Raw genomic sequence first — 25,497 nt, 5'->3', positions numbered from 1 at the left:
AAAGGGCGGTCCGCAAGGGCCGCCCTTTTTTTTGTTGCATCGGCGGGATCGCGCCCCGCGCGGGGCGCAGGTTCAGGCCGCCACGCCCTTGTTCGGATTCAGCAGGAACTTCTCGCCCGTCGCCTGCTTGCCGTACACCCCGATCGCGTCGAGCTGCAGCATTTCGACCAGCGACACCTCGCGCGTGTATTTGCTCGCGAACGTGGTCTTCAGTTCCGCGACCACGCGGGCCTTGAGGCGCTTCGTGCCTTCGTCGCCGAGCTTGCCGAGGAACGGGAACAGCAGCCATCCGCCCATGCCCCAGGCCATGCCGAAGTTGCGCACGAACTCGGTCGGGCTGCGGTCGAGGCCGCCGTAGATGTAGACCTGCTTGTGCGTGGTGGAACCGTAGCGGCTGTATTCCTTGGCGGTGCGGTTCAGCGCGGCTTCCATGCAGCCGAGGATCTGCCCCGCGAGCTTGCCGCCGCCGGTGGCGTCGAAGGCCAGCGTGGCGCCGGTCTCGACCAGCGCCTGCGTCAGGTCCTCGAGGAAGGTCGGCGCGCTGGCGTTGCACACGTACTTCGCGCCGAGGCCGCGCAGCAGGTCTTCCTGCTCCTGCTTGCGCACGATGTTCACCAGCGCGATGCCGTCCTTCTGGCAGATCCTGTTGAGCATCTGCCCGAGGTTGGACGCTGCGGCGGTGTGCACCAGCGCCTTGTGTCCTTCCATGCGCATGGTCTCGACCATGCCGAGCGAGGTGAGCGGGTTGACGAAGCACGAGGCGCCTTCGGCGGCGGTGGTGCCGGTGGGCAGTTCCATGCACTGCGCCGCGGCGACGGCGCGGTACTGCGAGTACATCGCGCCGCCGATGGCGGCCACGGTCTTGCCGAGCAGCGCCTGCGCTTCGGGTGACGAGCCGGCCTTGACCACCACGCCCGCGCCTTCGTTGCCGACGGGCATCGACTGGTCGAGCCGCGCCGCCATCGCAGGGCGCGCGCGCTCGGGCACGGTGGCGGTGACGACCGGGCGCCCGGCGGTGCCGGAGGCCTTGGCGGTGGCCATGTCGGCGGCGCCGAACAGCAGGCCGAGATCGGACGGGTTCAGCGGCGAGGCCTCGATGCGGATCACCACCTCGTGCGCCTGCGGCTCGGGGATCGGGTCGTCGTGCAGCGAGAGTTCGAGTTCGCCGTTGGCGCGAACGAGGGAGCGGATTTGCAGTGCCATGGAAGCCCTTTCGGCAGGTTCGCAGATGGCCTGTGGCCACGGGGCGGCCAGTATAGGAGCGCGTTGCGAAAGCTGCAGGCGCCTTCAGGACACCTGGGGAATGGCCGGCGCATGGGCCAGCGCGTGGCGCATCTTCAGGGGGTCGAGCCGCTCGATGTAGCGCGGGATGTTGCGCCACAGCGTGTGGTAGCCGTAGCCGCCGCGCAGCATCTCGTGGCGCGCGCTGTCCTTGTCCCAGTCCTGCACCGTCATGCGGTAGACCGCCGCCACCACGCCGGTGCGGTCCGCGCCGTGCATGCAGTGGATCAGCACGGGGCCGTGCTTCTCGGCCTCGCGGATGGCGACGAGCGCGCGCAGCACCTTGGCGTCGTCGATCGACCAGGTGTTGATGGGCACGCGCACCAGCCGGATGCCGCTGCCGGCGAACACCTTGCGGTCGTCGTTGAAGGAACGCAGGCTCACCACCGTGCGGATGCCCAGCTGCTGCAGCGCGGCAATGTTGGCGCGCCGCGGCTGCGCGCTGCGGTACAGCGTGGGCGTGATGCGGTGCAGGTTCTCGACCTGCAGCGCATCGAGCGGGTCGGCCCAGTGGCCGGGGCGCGGATCGCCGTCGTTCTCTTCGCCGTGGCGGTGCTTCTTCCTGCCCGTCATCGTCACTTCCTGCGCCGCCGGTGGCGTACCACCAGGATCAGCAGCGCCACCGCGAGGCCGCCCCAATAGTCGACGGGTGCGCCCCACACCCAGTGCTTGTGCCAGAACGCATCGACCGGGTTGAAGCGCGCCCAGCCGAAAGCCGGGTTGATGATGAACCACAGGAAGTCCTCGCACACCCAGAACACGATCAGGCCGACCACCGCCAGACCGACGTCGCGCCACGTGCACCGGCCGTTGAAGGCCAGCGGCGAGAAGAACACCAGCGCCATGAAAGTGAACACCCACGCGTGGTAGCCGGTCATCGCGCGGCCGCCCCAGAACAGGTCGAGCCAGATGCTGTTCTCGATGCGCCATGTCGGCAGCGACGTGGCCCAGCCTGCACCGCCTTCGATCTGGATCTCGGCGTTGGCGAAGAAGTAGGCCATGACGACCACCCATGCGAGGTAGCCGAGCGTGCGGCCCACGCCGGTCTTTTCGACGGCGCCGCTCATGGCGATGCGTCCGTCGTGGCGCCCAGCACATGCTGCAGCACCGCGCGCGCGGCCTGCGGCTTGCCCAGTGTGCGGCTGCGCGCGGCCATGTTCGCGAGCTTGGGCGGATCGGCCATCAGGCGCGCGACCTTGTAGTCGAGGCCGATGGCGTCGTAGGCGAGCCAGGCGGCGCCTTCTTCCATCAGGAAGCCGGCGTTGTGTTCTTCCTGCCCCGGGATCGGCGAGATCAGCAGCATCGGCTTGCCCAGCGCCAGGCACTCCGACACCGTGAGGCCGCCGGGCTTGGTCACGACGAGATCGGCCGCGGCCATCATCTTGTGCATTTCGTTGGTGAAGCCGATGGCCACTACGCGGCCCGGGTGTCGCCGGGCCAGTGCCTCGAGCTTGCCGTGCGCGTCCGCGTTGCGGCCCGCCACGGCGATTACCTGGAAGTTGCCCGGCTTGCCGTCATGGCCGCCGAGGCCGAGCACGCGTTCGACCATGCTCGCGAGGTCGCCCACACCCGCGCCGCCCGAAGCCATCAGCAGCACCGGCCGCGCGGGGTCGAGGCCGAGTTCCGCCGCGCAGGCATCGCGCGACAGCGCCGGCGCGCCGGGTTCGGAGAAGGCCGGCATCACCGGGATGCCCGTTACATGGATGCGGTCCGCCGGAATGCCGCGCGCCCGCAGGCGGAACGCCACTTCCTCCGTCGCCGCGAGATAGCCCGCCATGCCCGGCACGAGCCACATGTTGTGCAGGTCGTAGTCGGTGATCTGCAGCCACACCGGGTAGTCGATGCGACCGCGGTTGCGTTCGCGCATCAGCAGTTCGGCCGGAAGAAAGTGCGTGCAGATCACCGCATCGGGCTTCTCGCGGCGAATCTCCTTCAGAAGCGCCCCGGTGCTCAGCCGCTCGATGCCGCGGCGCAGGCGCTGCGAAGGCGCGTGGTGCGGCGTGCTGTCGGTGCGTTGGTGCAGGTACGACCACAGCTCGGGTGCGCGGTTCACGAGCTGGATGTACCAGTCGGTGTAGACCTTGCGGAAGCCGCCGGCCACATGGGCCATGGCGTCGATGTGGACCGCGGTGCAGGGCGGGACGAGGGACTGGGCGGTGGCGGCAAGCGCCTGTGCAGCACGCACGTGGCCGTTGCCGGCGCTCACGCTGAGGATCAGGAGTTTGGTCATGAAATCCGGGAGTTGCGCGGATTATGGCGACGGCACATGGCAGTACCGGATTCGCGGCGCGATCGTTGTCAGCATTGGCCGTTGATCGGCCGCCGGCCGGCAGCGTTCGCAGCGCGCAGCGTGTCGGGTGCTTCCCGCAGCGGAACAAGGAGGAGGCCGCAGGCCGGGGAACGTTCGGGGAGGGACGCACCCGGCGGCCTGCGCGCTCGCCGTGAACTGCGGACAGCCTTTCAGAGCGGCGCCCGCGAAGTGATGAACTGGTTCACTCCTTCGGCAGCCCGTGCCCGAACAGCCTCGAAGGTCGTGTTCTCGACGATGCGCCCGTTCTCGAACACCGTCTGCAGCATGTCGAGTTGCCCTGGTGCAAGCGTCTCCTCGCGCACCGTGTTCTCGATGCCACCCGCGCCGCGCACCAGCGCAAGGCGGCCCTTCTTCGATGCCTTGCTCACGTCCCCCACCGGCGACTTGTAGACGTCGCGCCATTCGCCGTTCACCTGCATCGCCGAGCACTTCATGGCCCATTGCATGGTGTCGCGGTTGACCTGCTGCAGCAGCCCGCCGCCCATGCCGAAGGAGATGTTCTCCGTCGAGAAGCCGTTGTGGAAGAAGTTCGACAGGCACAGCCGCAGCGAGTCGAGGTTGACGCCGTCGCCCTGGATGATGCGCACGTTGTTCAGCACGCGGAAGCCCTTGGCATTGGTCGTGGTGCCGAAGCGCTCGGCCAGGATCTGCGCCACTTTGAGCGTGGTCTCGGCCGGGTCGCCCGAGTCGGGCCGCACCACCAGTGTGGCGCCCGAGGCCACCACCTTCGCCTTGAGCTCGTCGCCCCAGATGCGCGCGCAGGCGTTGAAGATGTCGTAGCTGTCGCTCACCACGGCGAAGGTCGCGCCGGCCTTGCCGAACTGGTCGACCATGTTGCTGTAGGCGTCGGCCTCGTGGTCGCGGCCCCAGCCCGTGATGGTGCTGTGTTCGGCCGCGGGAATCGAGAAGCCCGCCACGTCGCAGTCGTAGTAGCGTCGCGCCGCCACCAGCGCGGCCAGCGTGTCGGTGCCCATGAAGTTCACCAGGTGCGCCATGCCGCCGAGTGCGGCCGATTCGAGGCTGGACACGCCGCGCGCGCCGAAGTCGTGCAGGCGGAACGCGATCTGGCCCTGCGGATCGTCGCAGGTCGCCTCGAGGTAGCGCAGCAGCGTGGTGCGCGCCGCGGCCGACAGCGTGGCCACCGTGGTCGGGTACCAGATGGCGCGCAGCAATTCGGTCTCGAGGAAGCTCGTCACCCAGAAGAACTCGGGGTCGGTGTTCTCGATGGTGGCCAGCACGTTGTGCACCGGCGTGACGCTGCCCTCGGGCACCGCGCGGATGCGCACCGGCATCAGCCCGCCGTGCTTCTCGATCAGCCGCAGCCAGCCTTCGCGGTTGAAGGGCTCGCCGTGCACGGCCATGAGCGCCGCGGCCTCTTCGACGTCCTCGAGCGTCACAGGCGTCTGCAGGTACTCGCGCAGGTAGGCCTGCAGGCCGAAGAACAGCGAGTGGCTGAAGATGCCGCCGCGCGATTCGATGTAGCTGTACACCGTCTGCGTGCCGGGCGGGTACTGCATCCAGTGCGACACCTTGTAGGAGTCGGTGCGAAGCAGCAGGTTGTTGCCCAGGGGCGTGGAGGTGAGATTGCGGTTCATGTGAAAGCTCCTTTCACTGTGGCCCCGTCAACCGGGGCCGTTCTTGCTGAAAAAGCCGGGTCGTTCAGTTCTTGCCCAGGCCACCCAAAAAATGATTCGCGATGAAGAAGTGGTCCTCGTAGATGCGGTCCTGCATATCGAGGAACTCGGCGATGGGCACCCAGCGCACCGCGGCCGCGTCGTCGTCGGCGCGCACGTCCGACAGGCCCGTCCACTGGTTGTGCGCCAGCTCGAAGAAGAAGCCGTGCGTGATGGTGCGGCCGCGCTGCGAGCGGTCGGGCGCATCGAACACGTGGTTGGCCTTCATGCTGCCGTTGAGCACGGGCACGGGCACCTTCAGGCGGGTTTCTTCCTTCAGCTCGCGGATGGCCGCGTCCTGCAGCCGCTCGTGCTGGCCGACGAAGCCGCCGGGCAGTGCCCAGGTGCCCTTGCCGGGATGGAACTTGCGCTGCACCAGCAGGATGTGGCCGGCCTCGACCACGATGGCGTCGACCGTGGTGTAGATCGGTGGAAAGCTGCTGCCGGCGTAGCGGTACTTGTCGCGGTAGTCCACCAGGAAGGCGCGCTCTTCGCAGAGCTCGGCGTAGTCGGCGGTGCGCGTGAACTGGTCGAGAAAGGCGGCCGTGCCGTCGGGCAGGTCGGCGCGCGCGAGCTGCCCGCGGTTCTCGGGGTCGAAGTAGAGGCTGCGCACGTCGGTGGCGTTCAGGCTCTCCACGCTGCTCTGGCCGACGAACTCCCAGTGCGGGAAGAGCTTGAGGTAGTAGCTCGATGCGTCCTTCAGGTGGCCCACCAGCGCCACCCTGGCATTGGCCGGGGCATGGCCGTCCTGCACGATGAGCCGTTCGACCGCCGACTGGATCGACGCGATCCAGATCTGGTCGTTGTAGGGCGAATCGCCCACGCCGACCACGCTCACGCGCATCTGCTCGGTGCCGCGCAGGCAGGCGCGCACCATGCGCTCGCGTTCGTCGAAGGTGAAGGGGTTCTTGACGCTGCGTGGCTTGCGGTCGGAGCCGACCACCACGATGACCCGATCGGCGGCGCGAAGGCCTTCTTCGATGAGTCGCTGGTGTCCGAAATGGACGGGTTGGAAACGCCCGATGACGATGGCGTATTGAAACTTGCGTGCAGTCTGAGTGCTTGATGTGGTCACTTGGGAATCCCCCAAAAAGAGCGAGATCAACTCTCGCCTGCGTTCAGGATAGCATCGGTGCCGCACATTGATCAAGCCCTACGCAAGCCTCCGATGACCGAGCCCTCCACTTCCCCCAACGCGCCCGTGCGCCTCAACAAGCGCATGGCCGAGCTCAGGATGTGCTCGCGCCGCGAGGCCGACGAGTGGATCGCCAACGGCTGGGTGAAGGTGAACGGCAAGCCGGCCGAGATGGGTGTGAAGGTCACGCCGTCGGACCGCATCGAGGTCGACAGGGCGGCCAAGGGCCAGCAGGCCAACCAGGTCACCATCCTCATCAACAAGCCCATCGGCTATGTGAGCGGACAGGCCGAGGACGGGCACGAGCCGGCGGTGACGCTGTTCACGCCGCAGAACCGCTGGGCCGAAGACAACGCACGCTTCTTCTTCAGCCCGCAGCAGCTGCGCGGCCTCGCGCCCTGCGGCCGGCTCGACATCGACTCCATCGGGCTGCTGGTGATGACGCAGGACGGGCGCATCGCGCGCCAGCTCATCGGCGAAGACTCGGTGATGGAAAAGGAATACCTCGTGCGCGTGGCCTATCACGGCCTGGGCCAGCCCGCGCCCACCGGCCAGCTGGTGCGCATGGACGACGACGACCCGGTCACCACCAACGTGCAGGCCGTGTTTCCGCCGGCCATGCTGGCGAAGCTGCGCCACGGCCTGAGCCTCGACGGCCAGGCGCTCAAGCCGGCGCGCGTCGAGTGGCAGAACCCAGAGCAGCTTCGCTTCGTGCTCACCGAAGGCAAGAAGCGGCAGATCCGCCGCATGTGCGAACTGGTCGGCCTGAAGGTGGTGGGACTCAAGCGCGTGCGCATCGGCAAGGTGATGCTGGGCAACCTGCCGGTGGGGCAGTGGCGCTACCTGGCGCCGCACGAGAAGTTCTGAGCCGGATCAGCTTGCCTTAAGTTTGCGCCGCTACGCTGCGCCACGGCGCAGGCGCTTCCGATCATCCCGTTCGCGTGCTACCTTGCGGCCGAAGGAGACGCCGCCATGCGGGTACTGTTGGTGGAAGACGATGAAATGATCGGGCGCAGCCTGAAGCAGGCGCTCGAGGGCGCGGGCTGGTCCGCGGACTGGGTGCGCGACGGCGAGCTGGCGCAGAGCGCGCTGGGCGACGGCGGCTACACCTGCGTGTTGCTCGACCTCGGCCTGCCGCGCCAGGACGGTACCGAGGTGCTGCGGCGCGCCCGCGAACGCGGCGATGCCACCCCGGTGCTGGTGCTCACCGCGCGCGACGGGCTCGACGACCGCATCCACAGCCTCGACCTCGGTGCCGACGACTACCTGCTCAAGCCCTTCGAGTTCCGCGAACTGCTGGCGCGCATGCGCGCCATCGTGCGCCGCCGCGACGGTGCTGCGCATTCGCTGGTCGGCGGCGGCGCGTTGCAGCTCGACCTGACCACGCGCGAGGTGCTGGTCGACGGCGAACGCGAGGCGCTCACCGCGCGCGAGTTCGCGCTGCTGCACGCGCTGCTGGAGCGGCCCGGCGCGATCCTCTCGCGCGAGCAGCTCGAGAACCGCATCTACGGCTGGGGCGAGGAAGTGACCAGCAACGCCATCGACGTGCTCATCCACGGCATGCGCCGCAAGCTGGGCGCCGACGCGATCCGCAACGTTCGCGGCCTGGGGTGGCGGGTCGCCGCGTGATGATGCACGCCCCCAGGCTTCGCGCGCTTCGCGTCGTTTCTTCTTGCCGCCGCCGGGGGCCCGGCAAAGCCGGTTCCCCGCTGTTCCGCCAACAGGCAGCCGGGCTGCACTGCCAATGAAGGGGGCTTCGCGCGGCAAGGGCCGCTGGTGGCGGCCGCGATCGCTGCGCACGCAACTGCTGCTGTGGCTCATCACGCTGCACCTGGGCGCGGCCGTGCTCACGGCGTGGTTCTCGTTCGTGGCCTACGGCAACCTCGTGCACAACGCGCTGGACGACCAGATGCGGCTGGTGGCCGAGTCGTACGCGGGCAGCGATCCGCAGAAGCTGCCCGTGCCGATGGACGGCGAGGCCGCCTTCTCGCGCGGCGCTTTCATCGTGCAGATCTGGAGCGCCGACGGCCGCACGCTGCGCGCCACCTCGTGGCCGGTGCTGACGGTGCCGCTGCAAGAGCCGGCCGGCTTCAGAGACATCAACACCGGCGCGCACGCGGGCTCGGCCTGGCGCGTGTTCACCGCCGAGCCCGGCCCGCGCGCCGACCAGCCGCGCGTGCAGGTGCTGCAGAACGAGGACTACCGCCGCCGCCGCGCCCTGCGCCGTGCGCTGCTCGAAGGCCTGCCGATCACGCTGCTGCTGCCGCTGGCGCTGCTGATCCTGTGGATCATCGTGTCGGCCGCCTCGCGCTCGCTGCGCGGGGTGGCGCGCGACGTCGCATCGCAGGACGAGCGCAGCCCCACCGAGCTGTCGCTGGCGCGCGTGCCCGACGAGATCGCGCCGCTGGTGGGCGCCTTCAACAACCTGCTGTCGCGCGTGCGCAGCGCGTTCGCCACGCAGCGCCGCTTCGTGCAGGACGCGGCGCACGAACTGCGCACGCCCATGGCCGCCATCGGCCTGCAGATCGAGAACCTGCGCGCGCACGTGCCTGCCGGCGAGGCCACCGAGCGCTTCAACCAGCTCGAGGCCGGCGTCACCCGCGCACAGCATCTCATCGAGCAGCTGCTGCATCTGTCGCGGCAGGACGCGCCGCAGGGCAACGACGCGCGCGAGCGGGTCGACATCGAGGTGCTGCTCCGCGAGAGCGTGAGCCAGCTGATGGTGCTGGCCGATGCCCGACGCGTGGACATCGGCTTCGAAGGCCCGGACCGCACGAGCGCCGTGGTCTTCGCGCCGGCTGCCGAACTGCGCAGCGTGTTCGACAACCTCATCGACAACGCACTGCGCTATGCGCCGGAAGGCGGCGTGGTCGACGTGAAGCTGCACACGTTCGAGGGCCATGCGGTGGTCGACGTGCTCGACAACGGCCCCGGCATTCCGCAGGCCGTCATCGGCCGCGTGTTCGACCGCTTCTTCCGCGTGCCGGGCGCCGCGGCAGGCGGCAGCGGCCTGGGCCTGGCGATCGCGCGCACAGCGGCGCAGCGGCACGGCTTGCGCATCGAGCTGCACAACCGCGAGGACGGGCCCGGACTGATGGCGCGCGTGCATCTGCCGCCGACGCCCTGAGCATCGGGCGCACCGCGCCGCTTGCTCAGGTGCCGAGCGGGGTGCCCGGATTGACCCCTCCGGGGAGCGTGCGCCACGCGGGGGGATAGTCGGCCATGTCGACGTGCGGCGTGCCCATGCCGTGGTGGCCCGTGAGCGGCACGCAGGCGACCGGATAGACGTGCGCGTGGCCCGACACCGCCGTGCCGCCATGGTTGGCGAAGTTGATTTCGGCGACACAGTTTCCGGCCACGTCGAAGATCAGGTTCCGCGAGGCGATGGCCGCTGCGGTGCGTTCGGTGAGCACCGTGTTCTGGAGGGCGGGCTGCGTCGATGTCTGCTCGAGTGCGCCGTTGGCATTCACCACATAGGCGGGCGGCACCGCGCCGAGCTGGAAGTCTGCGAACACGGTGGGCGGCGGGGCATTGAGGATGCGCAGCATCGCCTTCACCCACGGCCCGTTCATCTGGCCGAGCGATTGCCGCGTGGCGAGGTTCATGCCGCCGAGATGCCCCAGCTCCTGCTGCGTGAGGTCGCGCAGCAGGAGCTTCAGCTGCTCGGGGAAGAAGGCGGCGGCGAGCTGGGTCAGCGTGGCCGCGGTCAGTGCCATGTATGCGCGATAAAGCTCGAGCAGCGTGACCTTGTCGACATATTGCTGGAAGGGCTTGCGAGCGCCTGCGAAAGAGGGAGCGAGCAAGGCCGTGATCTGCGGAATGGAACGTGACAAGGGCCGGCTCCTTCGTGGGCAACCTGGGGTAACGGCATCTTACGTTCTGCGTCTCGAACCGGCCACGCGATCACTCACCCGCCGCTAACTCTTCGCTCACATCCACCTCAGTGTGCGTGCCTAGAGTGCACCCAGGTCCTGCCCCGCGCAGTCCGCTCGATGGCACGTGACCGGAGACAACCTGAATCCAGGAGAACACACACCATGCGCACTTCCTTCAAGCTTCTCGCCGTCGGTTCCTTCGCTGCGCTGGCAGCCATGGGCGCGGCCACTGCATCTGCCGAGAAGATGGACGGCTCGGACTTCCATCCGCTGCAGATGAACTCGCCCGAGAGCGCCGAGGTCCAGGCCGGCGCGATGGCCGCGGCGCGCCCCTCGGGCACGGAGCCGATCGGCCAGTCCACCAGCGCGTCGGCCATGAGCTCGACGATGCCGGTGGCCGACATCGAGAAGGGCGCCTTCGCGGCGTCTCATCCCACCGGCACCGAGCCGATCGGGCAATCGACTTCGCTGCCGATGGTGAAGTCGGGCACGGGCAGCTGAGGCCCGTCGCTCCTCATCGAAGTTGCAAGGCGGGCGCGGCAGATCGCCGCGCCCGCCTGCGTGTCTGCGCAGGGCACTTGCGTGAAGTGCCGCCGCTGCCGGCAGCACGCTGAAAACCCGGTGTTCCGTACGCAAGGTGCGGGGCTATCCTGCGGACTCGACTAACGAGGAGAACCGCGCATGCCCCACCCTGCCTTCCGACGCCTTGCCGCTGTTGCCGGCCTTTCCGCGATGTCCGCGCTCGGCGCATCGAACGCCGCCGCGCAGGGTACGGTGAACGCGCTGTGCAGCACCGATGCCGGCTGGTGCGAGGCGGCGGCCACGGCCTTCACGCGCGAGACCGGCATCAGGGTGCTTCAGGCCCACAAGGGCACCGGCGAGATCGGCGCGCAGCTCCGTGCCGAGGCCGCCAACCCGAAGACCGACATCTGGTGGGGCGGCACCGGCGACCCGTTCCTGCAGGCGGCCGAACAGGGCCTGCTGGAGCCTTACCGGCCGGCTTACATCAACGACCTGCACGACTGGGCGGTGCGCCAGTACGCGCTGTCGCAGAACATGGTGGGCGGCTTCTACACGAGCGCGATGGGCTTCGGCTTCAACACCGACCTGCTGAAGAAAAAGAAGCTGGCCGAGCCGAAGTGCTGGGCCGACCTGGTCAAGCCCGAGTACAAGGGCGAGATCGAGATCTCGCACCCCGCCACCAGCGGCACGGCCTACACCATCATCGCGGGGCTGGTGCAGCAGATGGGCGAGGAGCAGGCCTTCGACTACCTGAAGAAGCTGCACAGGAACGTCACCAGCTACACCCGCAGCGGCCAGGCGCAGGCGCCCGACGTGGCCAAGGGCGAGGTGGCGATCGGCGTGAGCTTCATCTTCGGCTTCGAGAAGTGGCGCTTCGACAAATTCCCGGTCAGGACCGCCGCGCCCTGCGAGGGCACGGGCTACGAGATCGGCGGCATCGCGCTCGTGAAGGGCGCGCGCAACCAGGACAACGCGAAGCGCTACTACGACTGGCTCATGAGCCCCGCGGGCCAGTCGATCGGTGCGAAGGCCGGCAGCCTGCAGTCGCCGGCCAACAAGACCTTCAAGCCCGACCCACGCATTCCGTCGATGGCCGACGTGAAGCTCATCAGGTACGACTTCGAGAAGTACGGCAAGGCCGCCGAGCGCAAGCGCCTCATCGACCGCTGGACCAAGGAAGTCGAGTCGTTGCCGCGGTAGACGAATAGACCGAAAGACGCGCGGCCCTTTTCGCGAAACACCGGGGAACCGGCTTTGCCGGGCCTCTGGTGTTGCCCCCGGTAGGGGGAAGGAGAAGCGACACGAAGTGCGCGCATCCTGGGGGCGAGTCCAGAAACGCCGAGGAACCGGCTTTGCCGGGCCTCTTGTGTTGCCCCCGGCAGGGGGTTGGCGCAGCGACACGAAGTGCGCGAAGCCTGGGGGAGAGCCTAGCTAGCCACATGCCTTGCCGTGCGAGGCGTGCAGGCCCCTGGCCTTGGCATCGGCCTCGCTCAGGTACTCGCCCTTCTTCGTCTTGCCGTAGTAGCGGTCGCCCATGCAGTGGTAAACCTTGGTCTCGTCGTTGGCCCATACCTTGCCCGCGCCGCCGCCCGGCGCGGCGGCCATCTGCGTCAGGTCGGGCGAGCCGGGCGTGCGGGTGGCGGTGCCGGTGCTGGGGGCCACGCCGGTCTTGCCGACGCTGGCCGACTGGGTTTCCACGGCCGCGGCCGGTGCAGCAGCGGCGTCCTTGCCGTACCAGGTCTTGATGCCCTTGTGGCCACGGCAGGCGCCTGCCTTGGCGTCGGGCGAGGCATAGCTGCCGTCCTTGCACTGCACGGTGGTGCCGGCGGGCGCGTCGGCGGGCACCTGGGCCTGCGCCTGCATCTGTGCGGCAAGGGCGGCGAAGCCGAGGCAGGCGGCGGCGATCCAGCGTGCGCGGTGGGTCTTGGTCATTTCGGAAAGCTCCTGGAGGTGAGGAAAAGGTTCCACCCCGCAGCTTTGGAGCGCGATCCCAGCGCCAGCTGACTTGGCGTGCCGCAAGGCCGTTCTTGCGGCTTCCTGCGCCTTCCTGCGGTCGGTGCGGTTTCCGTCCGCTTCAGGGCGAACTGGCAGTGAAGGTGACCTGCCCGGTGTAGAGCCCGGCCGGGCGGCTCGTGAGGTTGGCGTACGAGAAGGTCCAGTTGGCGGCGCGCTGGGTGACGAGCGTGCCGAAGCTGGTGGGCGTGACGTTCACCGTGGTGCCCGCGCCCGCATTGGGAATCGGCGGCGCGGGCAGGGTGGCGTCGTCGCTCGCGATGGTGATCTCCGACATCGGGATGGTGTTGCTGCCGCTCGTCAGCGGCGTGCTCGCGGTGGCGCGCAGCGCCACCTGCCCGCCGTTGCTGCGCACCTCCACCGCCAGCTTGACGCCGGCCGCGGGCGACACCGCCAGCACGGGCGCGCCGCCGTTCCAGTTGGCGGCGGTGTTGTTGCCCGTGACCGGCGAGGTCGGCCCGCCGGGAATGGTGGGCGCAAGCGTGAAGGCCGCGGTGTTGACGGTGCCGTTCACCGCGGGCCAGGCGCCGTCGCCGAGCCGGAAGAACACGAACTTGTCGATGTTGATGGTGAACTTCAGGTCGGTCGAAGCCGGCACGCCCAGGCCGGTGGTGGTGGCCGTGCCGGCGCGCACCGGCGCGTGGGCTGCGGCCACCAGCGCAGCGGCGCACAGCGGGGCGACAGCCGCGAAGGGGCCGCGCCCGTTGCGCATCAGCGGAACTCCGCGTTGACCTTGAAGCCGCCCTTCTCCCAGTCGAGCGTGCCGCTGGCCTTCAGCGGATACACCGGCGCGGGCGCCTGGCCGTCGGCGGAGGCCTTGGGCTGCAGCGCGATCAGCCGCGTCTGGCCCGGCATCACGGGCGTGCCCTCGGGCACCATCTCGAAGCGCTTGCCGGCGGCGTCGGTCGCGTCGAGGCTGCCGTCGAGCCGGCCGTGCGCGTCGCCGGTGTTGCTGACCGTCACGTACGGCGTGCGCCGGCCGTGCAACTCGCGCATGCCGGCCTGGCTCAGCGCCAGTCTGGGTTCGGCGCCGTTCACCAGCACGTACACCGCCACCGCGATGCGACCGGTGACGGGCAGGCTCAGGCTCGCGCCGCCCTGGCCCACGGCGGCGCGGTAGGCCGGCTCCACGCCCTCGATGGCCAGCATGAAGCGGCACTCGCCGCGCGGTGCATCGGCCGGCGGTTCGATCTGGAAGCGGAAGCCCGCCTTGCCGCGCGCGGGCACCTTCACCGTCTTGCGCTCCAGCAGCACCCACGGGCGGCAGCTGCCGGGCTGCAGCGCGTCGAGGTACGAGATCTCGCCCTCGGGCGAGTAGCTCCAGTCGAGCGTGCGCACCGACACCTCGGTGACGGTGGTGCCCACGTTGTGGATGTCCAGCGTCTGGCCCAGCCGCGCGCCGCTCTTGGCGGCGAGCTCGAAGCGCGACGGCATGATCGCGATCTCGAAGGGCGCGGCCGATGCCGGCATGCCGGCGAAGACGCCGGTCAGCGCGGCGGCGAGGAGGGCGAAGGTGCGAAGCAGTCTCATGGCAGTGTCTCGATCTCGAAGTAGGCCTCGAAGCCCAGCGGCATGCCGCGCGACAGGCGCACCTCGCGCGCGTCGACCTGCCACGTGAGGTCGAGCGCCTCGGTCATCCACGCGTCGCGCACCTGGCCGGTCCACACCGGCACGCGGTCGCCGGGGCGGCCGCTGCCGCTCGAGAACAGGCCGTTGGTGCGCCAGCTCACCTGCAGGCCTGCGGGCGAGCGCAGGCCGGGAATGCCCATCGGCAGCACGTAGTAGATGCGCGCCTGCCGCCCGACATAGCGCGCCGTGGCCAGCCGGTAGTGCACGCGGCCGAAGTCGATCCGCACGATGGGCGAGGTGGCCGGGCCCGGCGCGGTGATGGGCGTGTTGTCTTCCTGCGCGCGCACCTGCGCGCTCGGCGAGGCCGAGTCGTCGAGCCGCTCGACCAGCGCCATGGCCGGACCGGGCGCGGCGGCCATTCCCGCCAGCAGGGCGGCGGCGGTGGTGGTGCGCGCGGCGTGCAGGGTCGTCGTCACAGCATCGTCGCCGTGAAGCGCACCGTGCCGCTGTAGCTGCCGGCCGGGTACACCGTGGTGTTGGCGTAGCGGAAGTTCAGCGTGTTCGACATGAAGCGCGTGTCGCCGTTGACCAGCAGGACGGTCGCCGTGGCGCCGTCGAAGCTGGCGAGCGTCTGCGTGCTGCCGCCCACGAAGGTGCCGCTCTGGATGTCGCCCTCGGCGGGATTGGTGGCGTTGGTCGACACCCAGCTGATCTGGTTGAACGGGATCACCGTGGCGCTGCAGGTGGGCGCGGTGGTGCAGGTGAGTCCCACCGGCACGGTGGCGGTGAGGGTCACGGGGCGGTTCTCCACCAGCAGCCGCGCCGGCCGCGCCGGGCTCACGCGGATCGTGATCGGCTGCGAACCGGCAATGGCCGTGCCCGTCGCCAGGCCCGCGTTGGTGCCGGTGGCGTTGAACACCACCTCGTCGATGGCCACCGCCGAGCCCACCTGCAGGGTGATGCCGTAGGCGGCCGAACTGGTGGGCGCATAGGTGAAGACCGCATCCGCGCGCGGTGCCACGCCGGCCAGGAGCGCGACCGCCACCGCCGCGCGCAGCAGTTCAGACACTGGTCGCGGTGTAGGTGATGGTGGTCGTGTAGGTGCCGGGCGCCCAGGTGAGGGTCGAGCCGGTCAGCGAGAACGTCCAGGTGCCGGTCGCGACGGTTGACGGCACGAAGGTGCTCGGTGCCGCACCGGTGGCCACCAGCGTGGCGCCGCCGGGGTGCGCCAGGCCCGCGCCCGAGGTCACGCCGATATTGGTGAGCGCGGGGCCGCCCGTGGGCGCGAAGGCGCTGGCCGTGTAGCTCAGCGAGCCGCCGCCCGAACTGTTGGTCCATGCCGAGACCGGCACCGCCGCGGGGTTGGTCACGGTGCCGAGCGTGGGGGCGGTGCCGTCCCAGTTGGCGGCCTGGTTGTTGCCGGGCGTGATCGCCGGGGCGGTGGCCCAGGTGATCGGCGCGGTCCAGTTCAGCGAGTCGCCGGTGCCGGTCTGGGTGCCCACGCGAAGCAGGATGAGCTTCGGCACGGTCACGCTCAGGTTGAGGTGGGCCTGTGCCGTCACGGCGGGCGTGCCGGTCCCGTAGCCGTACTGGCTCTCGGCCAGCGCCACGCCGGCGGCCAGCGCGAGGGCCGCGCCGGCGGCGGCAGTCAGCAGTTTCGTGTGATGTCTCATCTCGGTTTCCTTTGCGTTGCGTTGAAAGAAAGCGGAACAGAACCTCGAACGGAACATGGAGGCGGCAGGGCAGCGGCGGCGGGCGTCGCCGTCATTGCCCCACCCTGGTCACGGGGATCGCCGCGCTGGCCTGGCCGCGCAGCGGCACGTCGACGCTCGCGCCCGCATCGCGCGCCGGTCCCCAGGGCAGCGGCACGGTCTCGGAGGTGAGCGTGAGCTGGTGGCGGCCGGTGGTCACCTGCGGGAATTCGAAACGGCCGTCGCGGTCGGTCACCGCGCGGTAGCGGCCGTCGAGCAGCACCTCGACGTTGGCGACGCCGCCTTCGCCGATCTGCGCTTCGCCGTCGTTGTTGGTGTCGTAGAACACGCGCCCCGCCACGCTGCCGCTGCCCGCGCTGCCGGTGCGCGCGCCCACGGCCTGGTAGGCCGAGCCGCCGGAGCCTTCCCAGCGCAGGTAGACGTACACCGTCTTGTCGCTGGTGCGAAAGAGCGCCGGCGTGTTGAGCGCCACCGGCACGCTGGTGGCGCGCGCCTGGTTCAGGTTGGCGGCGATGCCGGCGCGCCAGCCGGGCGCAAGATTCTTCTCGGCGCTGACGGTGCCCGACAGGCCGCGGCTCGTGTAGAGGCCGCCGTGCTGCGAGGTGTAGCGCAGGTTGCCGGTCACGCTGAAACCGTCGTCCAGCCAGAAGCGGAACTGCACGCCGGCGGTGGGGTAGTTGCGCGTGCTGCCGTTGCTCCGGTCGCGCGCATAGCCGATGGTGGTGGTGAGCTCGGGGCGCAGCGTCTCGAAGCGCCCGCCGATCCAGTCCTGCTCCCATTGCAGTTCTTCGCCCGTGGCAGTGCCGTCGCCGAGCACGATCGCCTCGTTGCGCCGCACCGAGAGGTTGAAGCGGCTGCGCGGCCAGTCGAAGAAGCGCGTCTGGTAGAAGGCGTCGGCGTAGAGGCTCCGGAAGCGGCTGCCTTGACTCGACGCCTGTGAAGTCGCGCCGGCCGCGGTGCCTTCGTAGCGCGTCTGCATCAGGTTCAGGCTGCCGCCGAACGAGCTGTTGCGGTCCAGCAGATACTGGAAGTTGCCGCTCACGCCGGCGCGGCGGTAGCCGAACAGGTTGAAGCTCTCGTTCGGCGCCGCGCGCTCGAAGTCGAGCGCGGCGCCCCAGTTCAGGCGGCTGTCGCTGCGGTCGATGCGCCAGTAGGCGCCGCGCGTGCCGGTGGCCAGCGGGTAGTCGCCGAAGTACAGGTTGGGCCGCGCCGCGTACACGCCGGCCTCGTGCCGCCAGGCGCCGGTGCGCGCGCCGGCTTCCAGGAAGAGGCCGTTCGAGCTGCCCGTGGCCACGCCCGGCGTCGGCGAACTCGTGCGGCTGCCCACCAGCGTGGCGCGCGCGCGCACGTCGCCGTCGCGCAGCGGCTCGCGGCCGTAGCCGATCGAGGTGGCCCAGCTCGTCACGTCCTTGCGGCCGAAGCCCTGCGCGGTGACGGGGTCGAAGTAGTAGGCCGGCACGTCGCGCGCCTGGTCGAGCTGGAACGACGCGAACCACGGCTCGCCCAGCCGCCGCGTCACGCCCAGCCAGCCCAGCGTGCCCTGGCTCTTCTCGAAGCCCGGGTAGGGCCCGCCAGCGAGGTTGCCGCGCTCGCCGAAGCCCGCGCGCACGTCGATGTCGGAATTGAAGATGCGCGTCGATGCGCCGCGCACCGTGGTCGAGCCCAGGGAAAGCCGGTAGTTGCGCGAGAGGCCGTCGGTGAGCTCGCTGTAGATGTCGCCCACCGCGGTGTCGGCGAAGGTCTGCGCGGTGAGCGGGAAGCCGAGGTTGCGCAGCGTGAAGCGGCCGCTGGTGGCCTCGCGCGCATAGCCCAGCGAGCCGATGCCGCCGCCGCTCAGGAAGCTGTCGCCGCTCAGGTGGCGCGCATCGGCCTGCAGCACGAACTCGCCGTAGTTCAGCGTCTCGCGGCGGTATTCAAAGCGCTGGCCGAACTCGCTGGCGCGCTGGCGGCCGAAGCCGGTACTGGTGGCGTCGCCGAAGCCGATGCGGCTTTCCACCAGCCAGGCGCGAAAGCCATGCGGCTGCTCGGCTTCAGGACTGGCATCGGCTTCTGCCGTGCCGGTGTCCGGGTTCATGAAGCGGTCTTCGTAGCCCTTGGGAGCGGCGTCGATGAGCGCCTTCAGGCGCGCCTGCTCCGCCTGCGCGCGGTCGATGGGTTCGATGCGCGCGTCAGCCACGACCGGTGCGGCCGCGGCCGCTGTGTTGTTCTTCGACGGCGCGGCGGTCTGGGCCTGCGCGCATGGACATCCTGCCAAGGCCGTCGCGCATCCGATCCACATGTGCGCGAGCGTCGGGCGCCACCGCGTGCCGGCGGGCCCGGCCGCTGTCCACAGCGTCACTCGAATCATCCAAAGACATCCCTGTTGTCCCGGGCGGTGGAGCCCTGTTTCGAATCAAGGATCAGGATATTTCAGATTTGTCATCTATGGTAACTTTTGATGTCTCGAAGGGTTACCTCGTCGGAGTGCGTTGGTTTTTTCGCGCAGGTCGTGCTCAGAATCGAAGCCTTTCGGATTCATCGGCACCTTGATGAAGTCGAAGGTCTTCCCCACTTCAGGAACACTTCAGGAAGTTGGTGCGGCGTCACTGCACGGACGCCTTGCCGACTTAGAATTTTTTGGCTTCGACATTTCTCATTCCATGGCTGACTCCTCCAATACCAAACTCCCGTTCCAGGCCGAAGTCGCGCAACTGCTGCACCTCGTCACGCATGCGCTGTACTCGAACAAGGAAATCTTCCTGCGCGAGCTGATCTCGAACGCGTCCGACGCCTGCGACAAGCTGCGCTTCGAGGCGCTCGACCATCCCGAGCTGTACGAAGACCAGCCCGAACTCGACGTGCGCCTGAGCTTCGACAAGGCCGCGCGCACCATCACCATCACCGACAAGGGCATCGGCCTGTCGCGCCAGGAGGCCATCGACAACCTCGGCACCATCGCCAAGAGCGGTACCAAGGACTTCATGAGCAAGCTCAGCGGCGACCAGAAGGCCGACGCGCAGCTCATCGGCCAGTTCGGCGTGGGCTTCTATTCGGGCTTCATCGTGGCCGACCGCATCACGGTCGAATCGCGCCGCGCGGGCCTGCCGGCGGAGCAGGGCGTGCGCTGGGCCAGCGGCGGCGCGGGCGACTTCGAGGTGGCCGACATCACGCGCGCTGCGCGCGGCACCAGCATCACGCTGCACCTGCGCGACGATGCCGACGAATACCTCAATGCCTGGAAGATCAAGCAGATCGTCGGCAAGTACTCGGACCACATCTCCCTGCCCATCCTGATGGAAAAGGAAGAGTGGAAGGACGGCGAGAACGACCAGCCCGGCGACATGGTGAAGACCGGCGAATGGGAAACCATCAACAAGGCCAACGCCCTGTGGAGCCGCCCCAAGAAGGACATCACCACCGAGCAGTACGAAGAGTTCTACAAGAGCATCAGCCACGACTTCGAGGCGCCGCTGGCCTGGAGCCACAACCGCGTGGAAGGCAGCACCGAATACACGCAGCTGCTCTACATCCCGGCGAAGGCGCCGTTCGACCTGTGGAACCGCGAGAAGAGCGCGGGCGTGAAGCTGTACGTGAAGCGCGTCTTCATCATGGACGACGCCGAGGCGCTGATGCCCAGCTACCTGCGCTTCGTGAAGGGCGTGATCGACTCGGCCGACCTGCCGCTGAACGTGAGCCGCGAGCTGCTGCAGGAAAGCCGCGACGTGAAGGCGATCCGCGAAGGCAGCACCAAGCGCGTGCTCGGCATGCTGGAAGACCTCGCGAAGAAGCAGAAGACCGGCCCTGAAAGCGGCGAAGGCAAGATCGACGTGGGCTCGGGCGAATCGGTGCCCGCGCCCGATCCGACGGAGGCTGTGACCGACGTGGTCGACAAGAACGCGCCGACCGCCGCGGAGGCTGCGGTGGCGGCCGCCGACGAGTCCGGCAAGTACGCCCGGTTCTATGCCGAGTTCGGCTCGGTGCTCAAGGAAGGCCTGGGCGAGGACTTCGGCAACCGTGACCGCATCGCCAAGCTGCTGCGCTACGCCTCCACGACCACCGACACGGTGAGCGTGAGCTTCGCGGACTACAAGGCCCGCATGAAGGAAGGCCAGGACGCGATCTACTACATCACGGCCGACACGCTCGCCGCCGCGAAGAACAGCCCGCAGCTCGAGGTCTTCAAGAAGAAGGGCATCGAGGTGCTGCTCATGACCGACCGCGTCGACGAGTGGGCGCTGAACTACCTCAACGAGTTCGACGGCACGCCGCTGCAGAGCGTGGCCAAGGGCGCGGTCGACCTGGGCAAGCTGCAGGACGACGCCGAGAAGAAGGCTGCCGAGGAGGCCGCCGAATCGTTCAAGCCGATGCTCGAGAAGCTCAAGGAAGCGTTGAAGGACAAGGCCGAGGACGTGCGCGTCACCACCCGCCTGGTCGATTCGCCCGCCTGCCTCGTGGTGCAGGACGGCGGCATGAGCACGCAGCTCGCGCGCATGCTCAAGCAGGCCGGCCAGCCCGCGCCCGAGCTCAAGCCCGTGCTCGAGGTGAACGCCGAGCACCCGCTGGTGAAGAAGCTCGAAGGCTCCGCGCACTTCGACGACCTCGCCAACATCCTGTTCGACCAGGCGCTGCTGGCCGAAGGCGGCCTGCCGGCCGACCCGGCGGCCTACGTGAGGCGCGTCAACGCGCTGCTGGTGTGAGTCCGCGGCCGCGCGTCATCCGTGGTGCGGCCCTCGCCTCGGCGGGGTTGCTGCTGCTGATGACGGGCGGCTGTTCGCACTATCACATCGGCATTCCGCTGGCGCCCGGGCTCTCGCTGGGGCTGGGCGCCACCAGGGACGGCAATTTTTCGGTCGGTCTGAACACCGGCTTCGGCCCGCTCGGCGCGGGCGTGGCGGTGAACAACGGCGGCCTGGTGTCCGGCTCGGCCGGCGTGGGCGTCGGCGTGGGGCCGATCTCCACCGGCGTCAGCAAGGGCGCGGTGCTCTACGACCCGAAGGCCGCGCCTGCGGCCGGCATCGTGGCCGCGGCGCCGGTGGCGCCCGGCAACGTCGTCGCACCGGCAGCTTCGGCCGCACCGGTTGCATCGGCGGCTGCGTCGCAAGGTCCTGCTCCCGTGCGCTATTCGACGCCCGCGGCGCCGTTCACGCCGATCGAGCCCGTGGCTTCCGCCGCGCCGCCTGCAGCTCCCCCGGCACCTCCGGCGGCGAATGCCGCACGTGCAACCCGTGCGGCAACCCCGGCAAGGGCTCCGCTCGTCAAGATCACGCGTCCGCCGCCCGAGCCTGCGGCACCGGCGGTGAATGTCACCTATCGCTCGCCGCCCGTGGCTGCCGCCGCGGCGTCGGCCCGGGAAGCCGGCACGCCTGGCAATCCTGTCGCGCCCTGATGGACGCGCCCCTTCCATCATCCGCGCCGCGGACCGGCGCGAGGCTGTCCCGATGAGTCTCAACACGGAAGCCGTCCTGGCGCTTGCCCCCGACGATGCGTCGGCCAAGGCCGCCAAGGGCCTGGTCGCGCCCGCCAAGTGGCCCACGCTCGCGTTCTCCGACGAGGCCGTGTGGGGCGAATGCCAGGGCAGCGGCAGCAAGCCCTACCAGACGCAGGTCGACCTCTCGGGTCCGGTGTTCCGCTGCTCGTGCCCGAGCCGGAAGTTCCCCTGCAAGCACGGCCTCGCGCTGATGCTGATGCGTGCCCAGAACGAGGCCAGCTTCAGCAAGGGCGACCCGCCGCCGTGGGTGGCGGAGTGGCTCGCCTCGCGCCGCGAGAAGGCCGAGAAGAAGGAGGCGCGCGCCGCCGAGCCGCCGGCCGCGCCCGATCCCGCTGCGGCCGCGAAGCGCGACGCGCAGCGCTGGAAGCGCATCGAGGCCGGCGTGCAGGAACTCGCGCGCTGGCTCGACGACCAGACCCGGCGCGGCCTTGCGTCGCTCGGCAGCGAGCAGCAGCAGGCCTGGGGCGCGATGGCCGCGCGCATGGTCGACGCGCAGGCGCCGGGCCTCGGCCAGCGCATCGTGCAGGCGGCCGAACTCATCGGCGTGGGCGAGGGCTGGCCGGCGCGGCTGCTCGACCGGCTCGGCCGGCTGCAGCTGATCGCCGACGCGGTGCCGCGCCGCGAATCGCTTTCGCCCGCCACGCTGGCCGACCTGCGCACCGCGCTCGGCTGGCCGCAGGACCGCGAGGCCCTGCTCGCCGAAGGCGAACGCGTCGGCGACCATTGGCTGGTGCTGGGCCAGTGCACCGACGAGCGCGACGGCAGGCTGGTCGAGCGCCATGTGTGGCTGCAGGGCCGCGCGAGCGGACGCCGCGCCTTGCTGCTCGACTACGCGCACGGCGGCCGCGGGTTCGAGACCGGGTGGATCAGCGGCAGCGAACGCCCGGCGGTGCTGTGCTTCTATCCGGGCCATGCGTCGCAACGCGCGCTGGTGGCCGAGCTGCCGGCCGATGCATCGAGTGCGGCGGCGGCGCCCGCATCCGCCGCACCTGCCATGGACACCCCTGGCGAATGGCAACGCGCGGCGCGGCAGATCGCCGCCAATCCGTGGCAGCCGCTGCTGCCGATGGTGTGGGACGGCGCCGTGCCCAGCCGCGACGGCGACCGCTGGTGGCTGCGCCTCGAGGCCGCGCCGCAGGCCTTGCCGATGCAGCTCGCCGCGCAGGAAGCGTGGCAACTGATGGCGCATTCCGGTGGCGCGCCGCTGCGGGTGTTCGGCGAATGGGACGGCGAGCACTTTGTGCCGCTGACCGCGTGGTCGACGGATGCGGCATCGGGGGCCGCGCCGGTCTGGACCCTGGCCGGAGCGCGCGCATGAGCCACTGGAACCAGCTGCTGCAGGCCGCGTTGGTCGGCACGTCGCGCCAACCGGTGCCCGCGGCCGAGGGCATGCCGGGCGAGTTCGCGGTGCTGCTGCACGCCCTGCAGGCCGGCGAGGCGCAGGGCCATCTGCTGCGCGCCGCGGGCGTCCTGGCCGTGGGACGTCGAGCGGGCTTCATCGCGCCGGGCCTGTCGCCATCCGATGCGCCCGTCGCCGGCGCCGACGAGCGCTCCGAACTGAAAGAGCCGCTGCTGCAGGCCGCTATCGCCGATGCGCTCGTCAACGGTCCGCTGCGCCTGCAGCACGAAGCCCTTGCTGCGGTGGCAACCGCGGGCCTGCGCTTGCCGCACGGGCTGCTGCCCACCGCGCTCGACGCCGGCCGCCGCAGCATCGAACTGCGCGCTGCCGTCGTTCCCGCACTGGGCGAGCGCGGCCTCTGGCTGGCCGCGCGCAATGACGACTGGCGCTATGCCGCCGGTGCCAGCGAGCAGGCCGACGCGCAGACGCGATGGGACGAAGGCAGCCTCGAACAACGCCGCGCGGTGCTGGCCGAGCAGCGCCGCACCGACCCGGCGGGCGCCCGTGCGCGGCTCGTGGCCGAGCTGCAGCAGTTGCCCGCGAAAGACCGCGCCACGCTGCTCGCTGCGTTGGCCGTCAACCTCGGCCTCGACGACGAGGCGCTCATCGATGCGCAGCTCGACGACCGCGCGCGCGACGTGCGCCAGGCCGCGGCCGAACTGCTGCAGCGCCTGCCGGGCAGCGCGCATGTGCAGCGTGTCGCGGCCTTCCTGTCGCCACTGTTGACGCAGGCGGGTGCCCTGTGGCGCATCGACGCGCCCGAGGCCGCCGACGCGCGCTGGAAGGACGACGCCATCGACCCCGTTCGCCCCACGCACGACAACCTCGGTGAGCGAGCCTGGTGGCTCTACCAGCTGGTGCGCCAGTTGCCGCTCGCGTGGTGGACCGCGCGCACCGGCATGACACCCGCTGCGCTGCTCGATTGGGCCGCGCAGGGCGACTGGAACGACGCGCTGCTGCGCGGCTGGAACGACGCCGTCGCCGCCGCGCCCGACTTCGACTGGTGCGACGCCATGCTCGATCGGCCGCGCACGCAGCGCGCCTGGACCGGCCAGCTGCTCGCGCTGCTGCCGCGCGGCCGGCGCGAGCGCCACTGGCTCGCCGAACTCGGCGAGGACGGCAGCGGCCTGCACGAGGTGGTGGGCTTTGCCGACCAGGCCTGCGCACCCGGCGAGACGCCGTCGCCCGAACTCTCCACCCGGCTCGCCGCCGCATTGCGCACGCGCGTGGAGGCCGGCGCGCTCGTCAACGACTACGTGCTGCGGCAGGTGCTCACCAGCGCCGCGGCGCTGCTGCATCCCTCGGCGCTGCACACGCTGGCGGACCTGCCGCGCGCGGCCGACGAAACCCCGGGCACCGCCAACGCGCTGGCCGACACCGCGCGCATCGTGCGCGCGCGCCAGCTGTTCCACACGCTTTCATCTTCCTCTCCATCCCAAGGCCGTCCATGAGCAATGTCCTGCGCCAGCATGCCGAACAGCAATTCGCCGAAGAACTCGATGCGCTCCAGAAAGTCGACGACCGCCAGCGCCCGGCCAGCTGGAAGCTCTCGCCCTGGGCCGTGCTCACCTACCTGATGGGCGGCAAGCTGGCCAGCGGCTTCGAGGTCAGCCCCAAGTACATCGGCAATCCGCGGCTGATGGAAATCGCCGTGTCCACGCTCGCCACCGACCGCGCGCTGCTGCTGTACGGCGTGCCGGGCACGGCCAAGTCGTGGGTGTCGGAGCACCTGTCGGCCGCCGTCAGCGGCGACTCGACCATGCTGATCCAGGGCACCGCCGGCACCAGCGAGGAGCAATTGCGCTACGGCTGGAACTACGCCGAGCTGCTGGCCCACGGCCCGTCCGAGAAGGCGCTGGTGCCGAGCCCGCTGGTGAACGCCATGCGGCTGGGCAAGATCGCGCGCGTCGAGGAGCTCACACGCATCCCCGCCGACGTGCAGGACACGCTGATCACCGTGCTCTCCGAAAAGACCTTGCCCATTCCCGAGCTCGGCACCGAGGTGCAGGCGGTGCGCGGCTTCTCGGTGATCGCCACCGCGAACAACCGCGACAAGGGCGTGAACGAACTGTCGAGCGCGCTCAAGCGCCGCTTCAACACGGTGGTGCTGCCGGTGCCCGCGAGCGAGGCGGAGGAAGTGCAGATCGTGGTCAAGCGCGTGTCCGAACTGGGCCGCGCCCTCGCGCTGCCGGCCGAGCCGCCCGCGCTGCAGGAAGTGCGGCGCGTGGTGCAGATCTTCCGCGAGCTGCGCAACGGCCAGACCGAGGACGGCAAGACGCGCATCAAGTCGCCGAGCTCGACGCTCTCGACCGCCGAGGCCATCTCGGTCATCAACAGCGGCATGGCGCTGGCCGGCCATTTCGGCGACGGCGTGCTGCGCTCGGTGGACGTTGCGTCGGGGCTGATCGGCGCGGTCATCAAGGACCCGGTGCAGGACCAGGTGGTGTGGAAGGAGTACCTCGAGACGGTGGTCAAGGAACGCACCGACTGGAAGGACCTTTATTGCGCCTGCCGCGAACAACTGTGAGGCCGCCGCACCG

At 69.8% G+C, this 25,497-nt stretch carries 24 protein-coding genes; 10 read left to right on the top strand and 14 right to left on the bottom strand.

What is annotated here, in order from left to right:
- Positions 1-72: 72 nt before the first annotated feature.
- From AACL56_RS00640 to AACL56_RS00615, 6 genes are all read right to left on the bottom strand, one after another.
- Entirely contained in the window at positions 73-1,203 is a 1,131-nt protein-coding gene (locus tag AACL56_RS00640; RefSeq protein ID WP_339087918.1) for a zinc-binding dehydrogenase, read from the bottom strand.
- An 84-nt stretch (positions 1,204-1,287) separates the two neighbouring features.
- Entirely contained in the window at positions 1,288-1,854 is a 567-nt protein-coding gene (locus AACL56_RS00635; RefSeq protein ID WP_339087917.1) for a tyrosine-protein phosphatase, read from the bottom strand.
- Positions 1,855-1,856: 2 nt separating this feature from the next.
- Complete coding sequence (locus AACL56_RS00630; protein ID WP_339087916.1) at positions 1,857-2,348, bottom strand: hypothetical protein; 492 nt, start codon at positions 2,346-2,348, stop codon at positions 1,857-1,859.
- Positions 2,345-3,511, bottom strand: a complete 1,167-nt coding sequence (locus AACL56_RS00625) for an MGDG synthase family glycosyltransferase (RefSeq protein WP_339087915.1) — start codon at positions 3,509-3,511, stop codon at positions 2,345-2,347. The genes AACL56_RS00630 and AACL56_RS00625 overlap by 4 nt, the downstream gene beginning before the upstream one ends.
- A 230-nt stretch (positions 3,512-3,741) precedes the next feature.
- The gene (locus tag AACL56_RS00620) at positions 3,742-5,187 is read right to left on the bottom strand and encodes a nicotinate phosphoribosyltransferase (protein ID WP_339087914.1); all 1,446 of its coding nucleotides are present in this window, start codon (positions 5,185-5,187) and stop codon (positions 3,742-3,744) included.
- A gap of 64 nt (positions 5,188-5,251) precedes the next feature.
- Positions 5,252-6,340: a bifunctional nicotinamide-nucleotide adenylyltransferase/Nudix hydroxylase gene (locus AACL56_RS00615; protein ID WP_339087913.1), complete on the bottom strand. Its 1,089-nt coding sequence runs from the start codon at positions 6,338-6,340 to the stop codon at positions 5,252-5,254.
- Positions 6,341-6,433: 93 nt separating this feature from the next.
- On the opposite strand from AACL56_RS00615, the gene AACL56_RS00610 reads away from it, so the two are divergent.
- The 3 genes from AACL56_RS00610 (at position 6,434) to AACL56_RS00600 (ending at position 9,527) form a co-directional block, all read left to right on the top strand.
- Positions 6,434-7,267, top strand: coding sequence for a pseudouridine synthase (locus AACL56_RS00610; RefSeq protein WP_339087912.1), 834 nt, complete (start codon positions 6,434-6,436; stop codon positions 7,265-7,267).
- A gap of 105 nt (positions 7,268-7,372) precedes the next feature.
- Positions 7,373-8,029, top strand: coding sequence for a response regulator (locus AACL56_RS00605; protein ID WP_339087911.1), 657 nt, complete (start codon positions 7,373-7,375; stop codon positions 8,027-8,029).
- 115 nt (positions 8,030-8,144) lie between these two features.
- Positions 8,145-9,527, top strand: a complete 1,383-nt coding sequence (locus AACL56_RS00600; protein ID WP_339087910.1) for a sensor histidine kinase — start codon at positions 8,145-8,147, stop codon at positions 9,525-9,527.
- Between the two features lie 25 nt (positions 9,528-9,552).
- On the opposite strand, the gene AACL56_RS00595 is transcribed toward AACL56_RS00600, so the two are convergent.
- Complete coding sequence (locus tag AACL56_RS00595) at positions 9,553-10,233, bottom strand: hypothetical protein (protein WP_339087909.1); 681 nt, start codon at positions 10,231-10,233, stop codon at positions 9,553-9,555.
- Positions 10,234-10,437: 204 nt separating this feature from the next.
- On the opposite strand from AACL56_RS00595, the gene AACL56_RS00590 reads away from it, so the two are divergent.
- The gene (locus tag AACL56_RS00590) at positions 10,438-10,776 is read left to right on the top strand and encodes a hypothetical protein (protein ID WP_339087908.1); all 339 of its coding nucleotides are present in this window, start codon (positions 10,438-10,440) and stop codon (positions 10,774-10,776) included.
- A gap of 180 nt (positions 10,777-10,956) precedes the next feature.
- Positions 10,957-11,997 (top strand): ABC transporter substrate-binding protein, encoded by a 1,041-nt coding sequence (locus AACL56_RS00585; RefSeq protein WP_339087907.1) that lies wholly within the window; start codon positions 10,957-10,959, stop codon positions 11,995-11,997.
- A gap of 231 nt (positions 11,998-12,228) precedes the next feature.
- On the opposite strand, the gene AACL56_RS00580 is transcribed toward AACL56_RS00585, so the two are convergent.
- From AACL56_RS00580 to AACL56_RS00550, 7 genes are all read right to left on the bottom strand, one after another.
- Positions 12,229-12,660: a DUF3761 domain-containing protein gene (locus AACL56_RS00580; protein ID WP_339092774.1), complete on the bottom strand. Its 432-nt coding sequence runs from the start codon at positions 12,658-12,660 to the stop codon at positions 12,229-12,231.
- 211 nt (positions 12,661-12,871) lie between these two features.
- On the bottom strand, positions 12,872-13,522 hold the full coding sequence (locus AACL56_RS00575; protein ID WP_339087906.1) for a hypothetical protein: 651 nt from the start codon (positions 13,520-13,522) through the stop codon (positions 12,872-12,874).
- A complete protein-coding gene (locus AACL56_RS00570; protein WP_339087905.1) occupies positions 13,522-14,340 on the bottom strand; it encodes a hypothetical protein in 819 nt (272 codons plus the stop codon). Before AACL56_RS00570 ends, AACL56_RS00575 begins: the two co-directional genes overlap by 1 nt.
- Complete coding sequence (locus tag AACL56_RS00565; RefSeq protein ID WP_339087904.1) at positions 14,337-14,855, bottom strand: hypothetical protein; 519 nt, start codon at positions 14,853-14,855, stop codon at positions 14,337-14,339. The genes AACL56_RS00570 and AACL56_RS00565 overlap by 4 nt, the downstream gene beginning before the upstream one ends.
- Entirely contained in the window at positions 14,852-15,448 is a 597-nt protein-coding gene (locus AACL56_RS00560) for a hypothetical protein (RefSeq protein ID WP_339087903.1), read from the bottom strand. The genes AACL56_RS00565 and AACL56_RS00560 overlap by 4 nt, the downstream gene beginning before the upstream one ends.
- A complete protein-coding gene (locus AACL56_RS00555; protein ID WP_339087902.1) occupies positions 15,441-16,052 on the bottom strand; it encodes a hypothetical protein in 612 nt (203 codons plus the stop codon). The genes AACL56_RS00560 and AACL56_RS00555 overlap by 8 nt, the downstream gene beginning before the upstream one ends.
- 91 nt (positions 16,053-16,143) lie before the next feature.
- A complete protein-coding gene (locus tag AACL56_RS00550) occupies positions 16,144-18,345 on the bottom strand; it encodes a hypothetical protein (RefSeq protein WP_339087901.1) in 2,202 nt (733 codons plus the stop codon).
- Positions 18,346-18,730: 385 nt separating this feature from the next.
- Between AACL56_RS00550 and htpG the strand changes: the two genes are divergently transcribed.
- From htpG to AACL56_RS00525, 5 genes are read left to right on the top strand one after another with little or no spacing between them, the layout of a single operon-like run.
- Entirely contained in the window at positions 18,731-20,767 is a 2,037-nt protein-coding gene (gene htpG / locus AACL56_RS00545) for a molecular chaperone HtpG (RefSeq protein WP_339087900.1), read from the top strand.
- On the top strand, positions 20,764-21,456 hold the full coding sequence (locus AACL56_RS00540; RefSeq protein WP_339087899.1) for a hypothetical protein: 693 nt from the start codon (positions 20,764-20,766) through the stop codon (positions 21,454-21,456). Before htpG ends, AACL56_RS00540 begins: the two co-directional genes overlap by 4 nt.
- 52 nt (positions 21,457-21,508) lie before the next feature.
- The gene (locus AACL56_RS00535; RefSeq protein WP_339087898.1) at positions 21,509-22,876 is read left to right on the top strand and encodes an SWIM zinc finger family protein; all 1,368 of its coding nucleotides are present in this window, start codon (positions 21,509-21,511) and stop codon (positions 22,874-22,876) included.
- Positions 22,873-24,408: a DUF5691 domain-containing protein gene (locus AACL56_RS00530; RefSeq protein WP_339087897.1), complete on the top strand. Its 1,536-nt coding sequence runs from the start codon at positions 22,873-22,875 to the stop codon at positions 24,406-24,408. The genes AACL56_RS00535 and AACL56_RS00530 overlap by 4 nt, the downstream gene beginning before the upstream one ends.
- Positions 24,405-25,484, top strand: a complete 1,080-nt coding sequence (locus AACL56_RS00525; RefSeq protein ID WP_339087896.1) for an ATP-binding protein — start codon at positions 24,405-24,407, stop codon at positions 25,482-25,484. Before AACL56_RS00530 ends, AACL56_RS00525 begins: the two co-directional genes overlap by 4 nt.
- Positions 25,485-25,497: the final 13 nt, after the last annotated feature.

The organism is Variovorax paradoxus, assembly GCF_902712855.1.
Lineage (GTDB): Bacteria > Pseudomonadota > Gammaproteobacteria > Burkholderiales > Burkholderiaceae_C > Variovorax > Variovorax paradoxus_Q.
This window is presented reverse-complemented; position numbering and strand designations above follow the sequence as displayed.

What these genes read in the sequence shown, in the direction of transcription:
- AACL56_RS00640 (WP_339087918.1), bottom strand. Translation starts at nt 1,203, where the DNA reads ATGGCACTGCAAATCCGCTCCCTCGTTCGCGCCAACGGCGAACTCGAA.
- AACL56_RS00635 (WP_339087917.1), bottom strand. Translation starts at nt 1,854, where the DNA reads ATGACGGGCAGGAAGAAGCACCGCCACGGCGAAGAGAACGACGGCGAT.
- AACL56_RS00630 (WP_339087916.1), bottom strand. Translation starts at nt 2,348, where the DNA reads ATGAGCGGCGCCGTCGAAAAGACCGGCGTGGGCCGCACGCTCGGCTAC.
- AACL56_RS00625 (WP_339087915.1), bottom strand. Translation starts at nt 3,511, where the DNA reads ATGACCAAACTCCTGATCCTCAGCGTGAGCGCCGGCAACGGCCACGTG.
- AACL56_RS00620 (WP_339087914.1), bottom strand. Translation starts at nt 5,187, where the DNA reads ATGAACCGCAATCTCACCTCCACGCCCCTGGGCAACAACCTGCTGCTT.
- AACL56_RS00610 (WP_339087912.1), top strand. Translation starts at nt 6,434, where the DNA reads ATGACCGAGCCCTCCACTTCCCCCAACGCGCCCGTGCGCCTCAACAAG.
- AACL56_RS00605 (WP_339087911.1), top strand. Translation starts at nt 7,373, where the DNA reads ATGCGGGTACTGTTGGTGGAAGACGATGAAATGATCGGGCGCAGCCTG.
- AACL56_RS00600 (WP_339087910.1), top strand. Translation starts at nt 8,145, where the DNA reads ATGAAGGGGGCTTCGCGCGGCAAGGGCCGCTGGTGGCGGCCGCGATCG.
- AACL56_RS00590 (WP_339087908.1), top strand. Translation starts at nt 10,438, where the DNA reads ATGCGCACTTCCTTCAAGCTTCTCGCCGTCGGTTCCTTCGCTGCGCTG.
- AACL56_RS00585 (WP_339087907.1), top strand. Translation starts at nt 10,957, where the DNA reads ATGCCCCACCCTGCCTTCCGACGCCTTGCCGCTGTTGCCGGCCTTTCC.
- AACL56_RS00580 (WP_339092774.1), bottom strand. Translation starts at nt 12,660, where the DNA reads ATGCAGGCGCAGGCCCAGGTGCCCGCCGACGCGCCCGCCGGCACCACC.
- AACL56_RS00575 (WP_339087906.1), bottom strand. Translation starts at nt 13,522, where the DNA reads ATGCGCAACGGGCGCGGCCCCTTCGCGGCTGTCGCCCCGCTGTGCGCC.
- AACL56_RS00570 (WP_339087905.1), bottom strand. Translation starts at nt 14,340, where the DNA reads ATGAGACTGCTTCGCACCTTCGCCCTCCTCGCCGCCGCGCTGACCGGC.
- AACL56_RS00555 (WP_339087902.1), bottom strand. Translation starts at nt 16,052, where the DNA reads ATGAGACATCACACGAAACTGCTGACTGCCGCCGCCGGCGCGGCCCTC.
- htpG (WP_339087900.1), top strand. Translation starts at nt 18,731, where the DNA reads ATGGCTGACTCCTCCAATACCAAACTCCCGTTCCAGGCCGAAGTCGCG.
- AACL56_RS00535 (WP_339087898.1), top strand. Translation starts at nt 21,509, where the DNA reads ATGAGTCTCAACACGGAAGCCGTCCTGGCGCTTGCCCCCGACGATGCG.
- AACL56_RS00530 (WP_339087897.1), top strand. Translation starts at nt 22,873, where the DNA reads ATGAGCCACTGGAACCAGCTGCTGCAGGCCGCGTTGGTCGGCACGTCG.
- AACL56_RS00525 (WP_339087896.1), top strand. Translation starts at nt 24,405, where the DNA reads ATGAGCAATGTCCTGCGCCAGCATGCCGAACAGCAATTCGCCGAAGAA.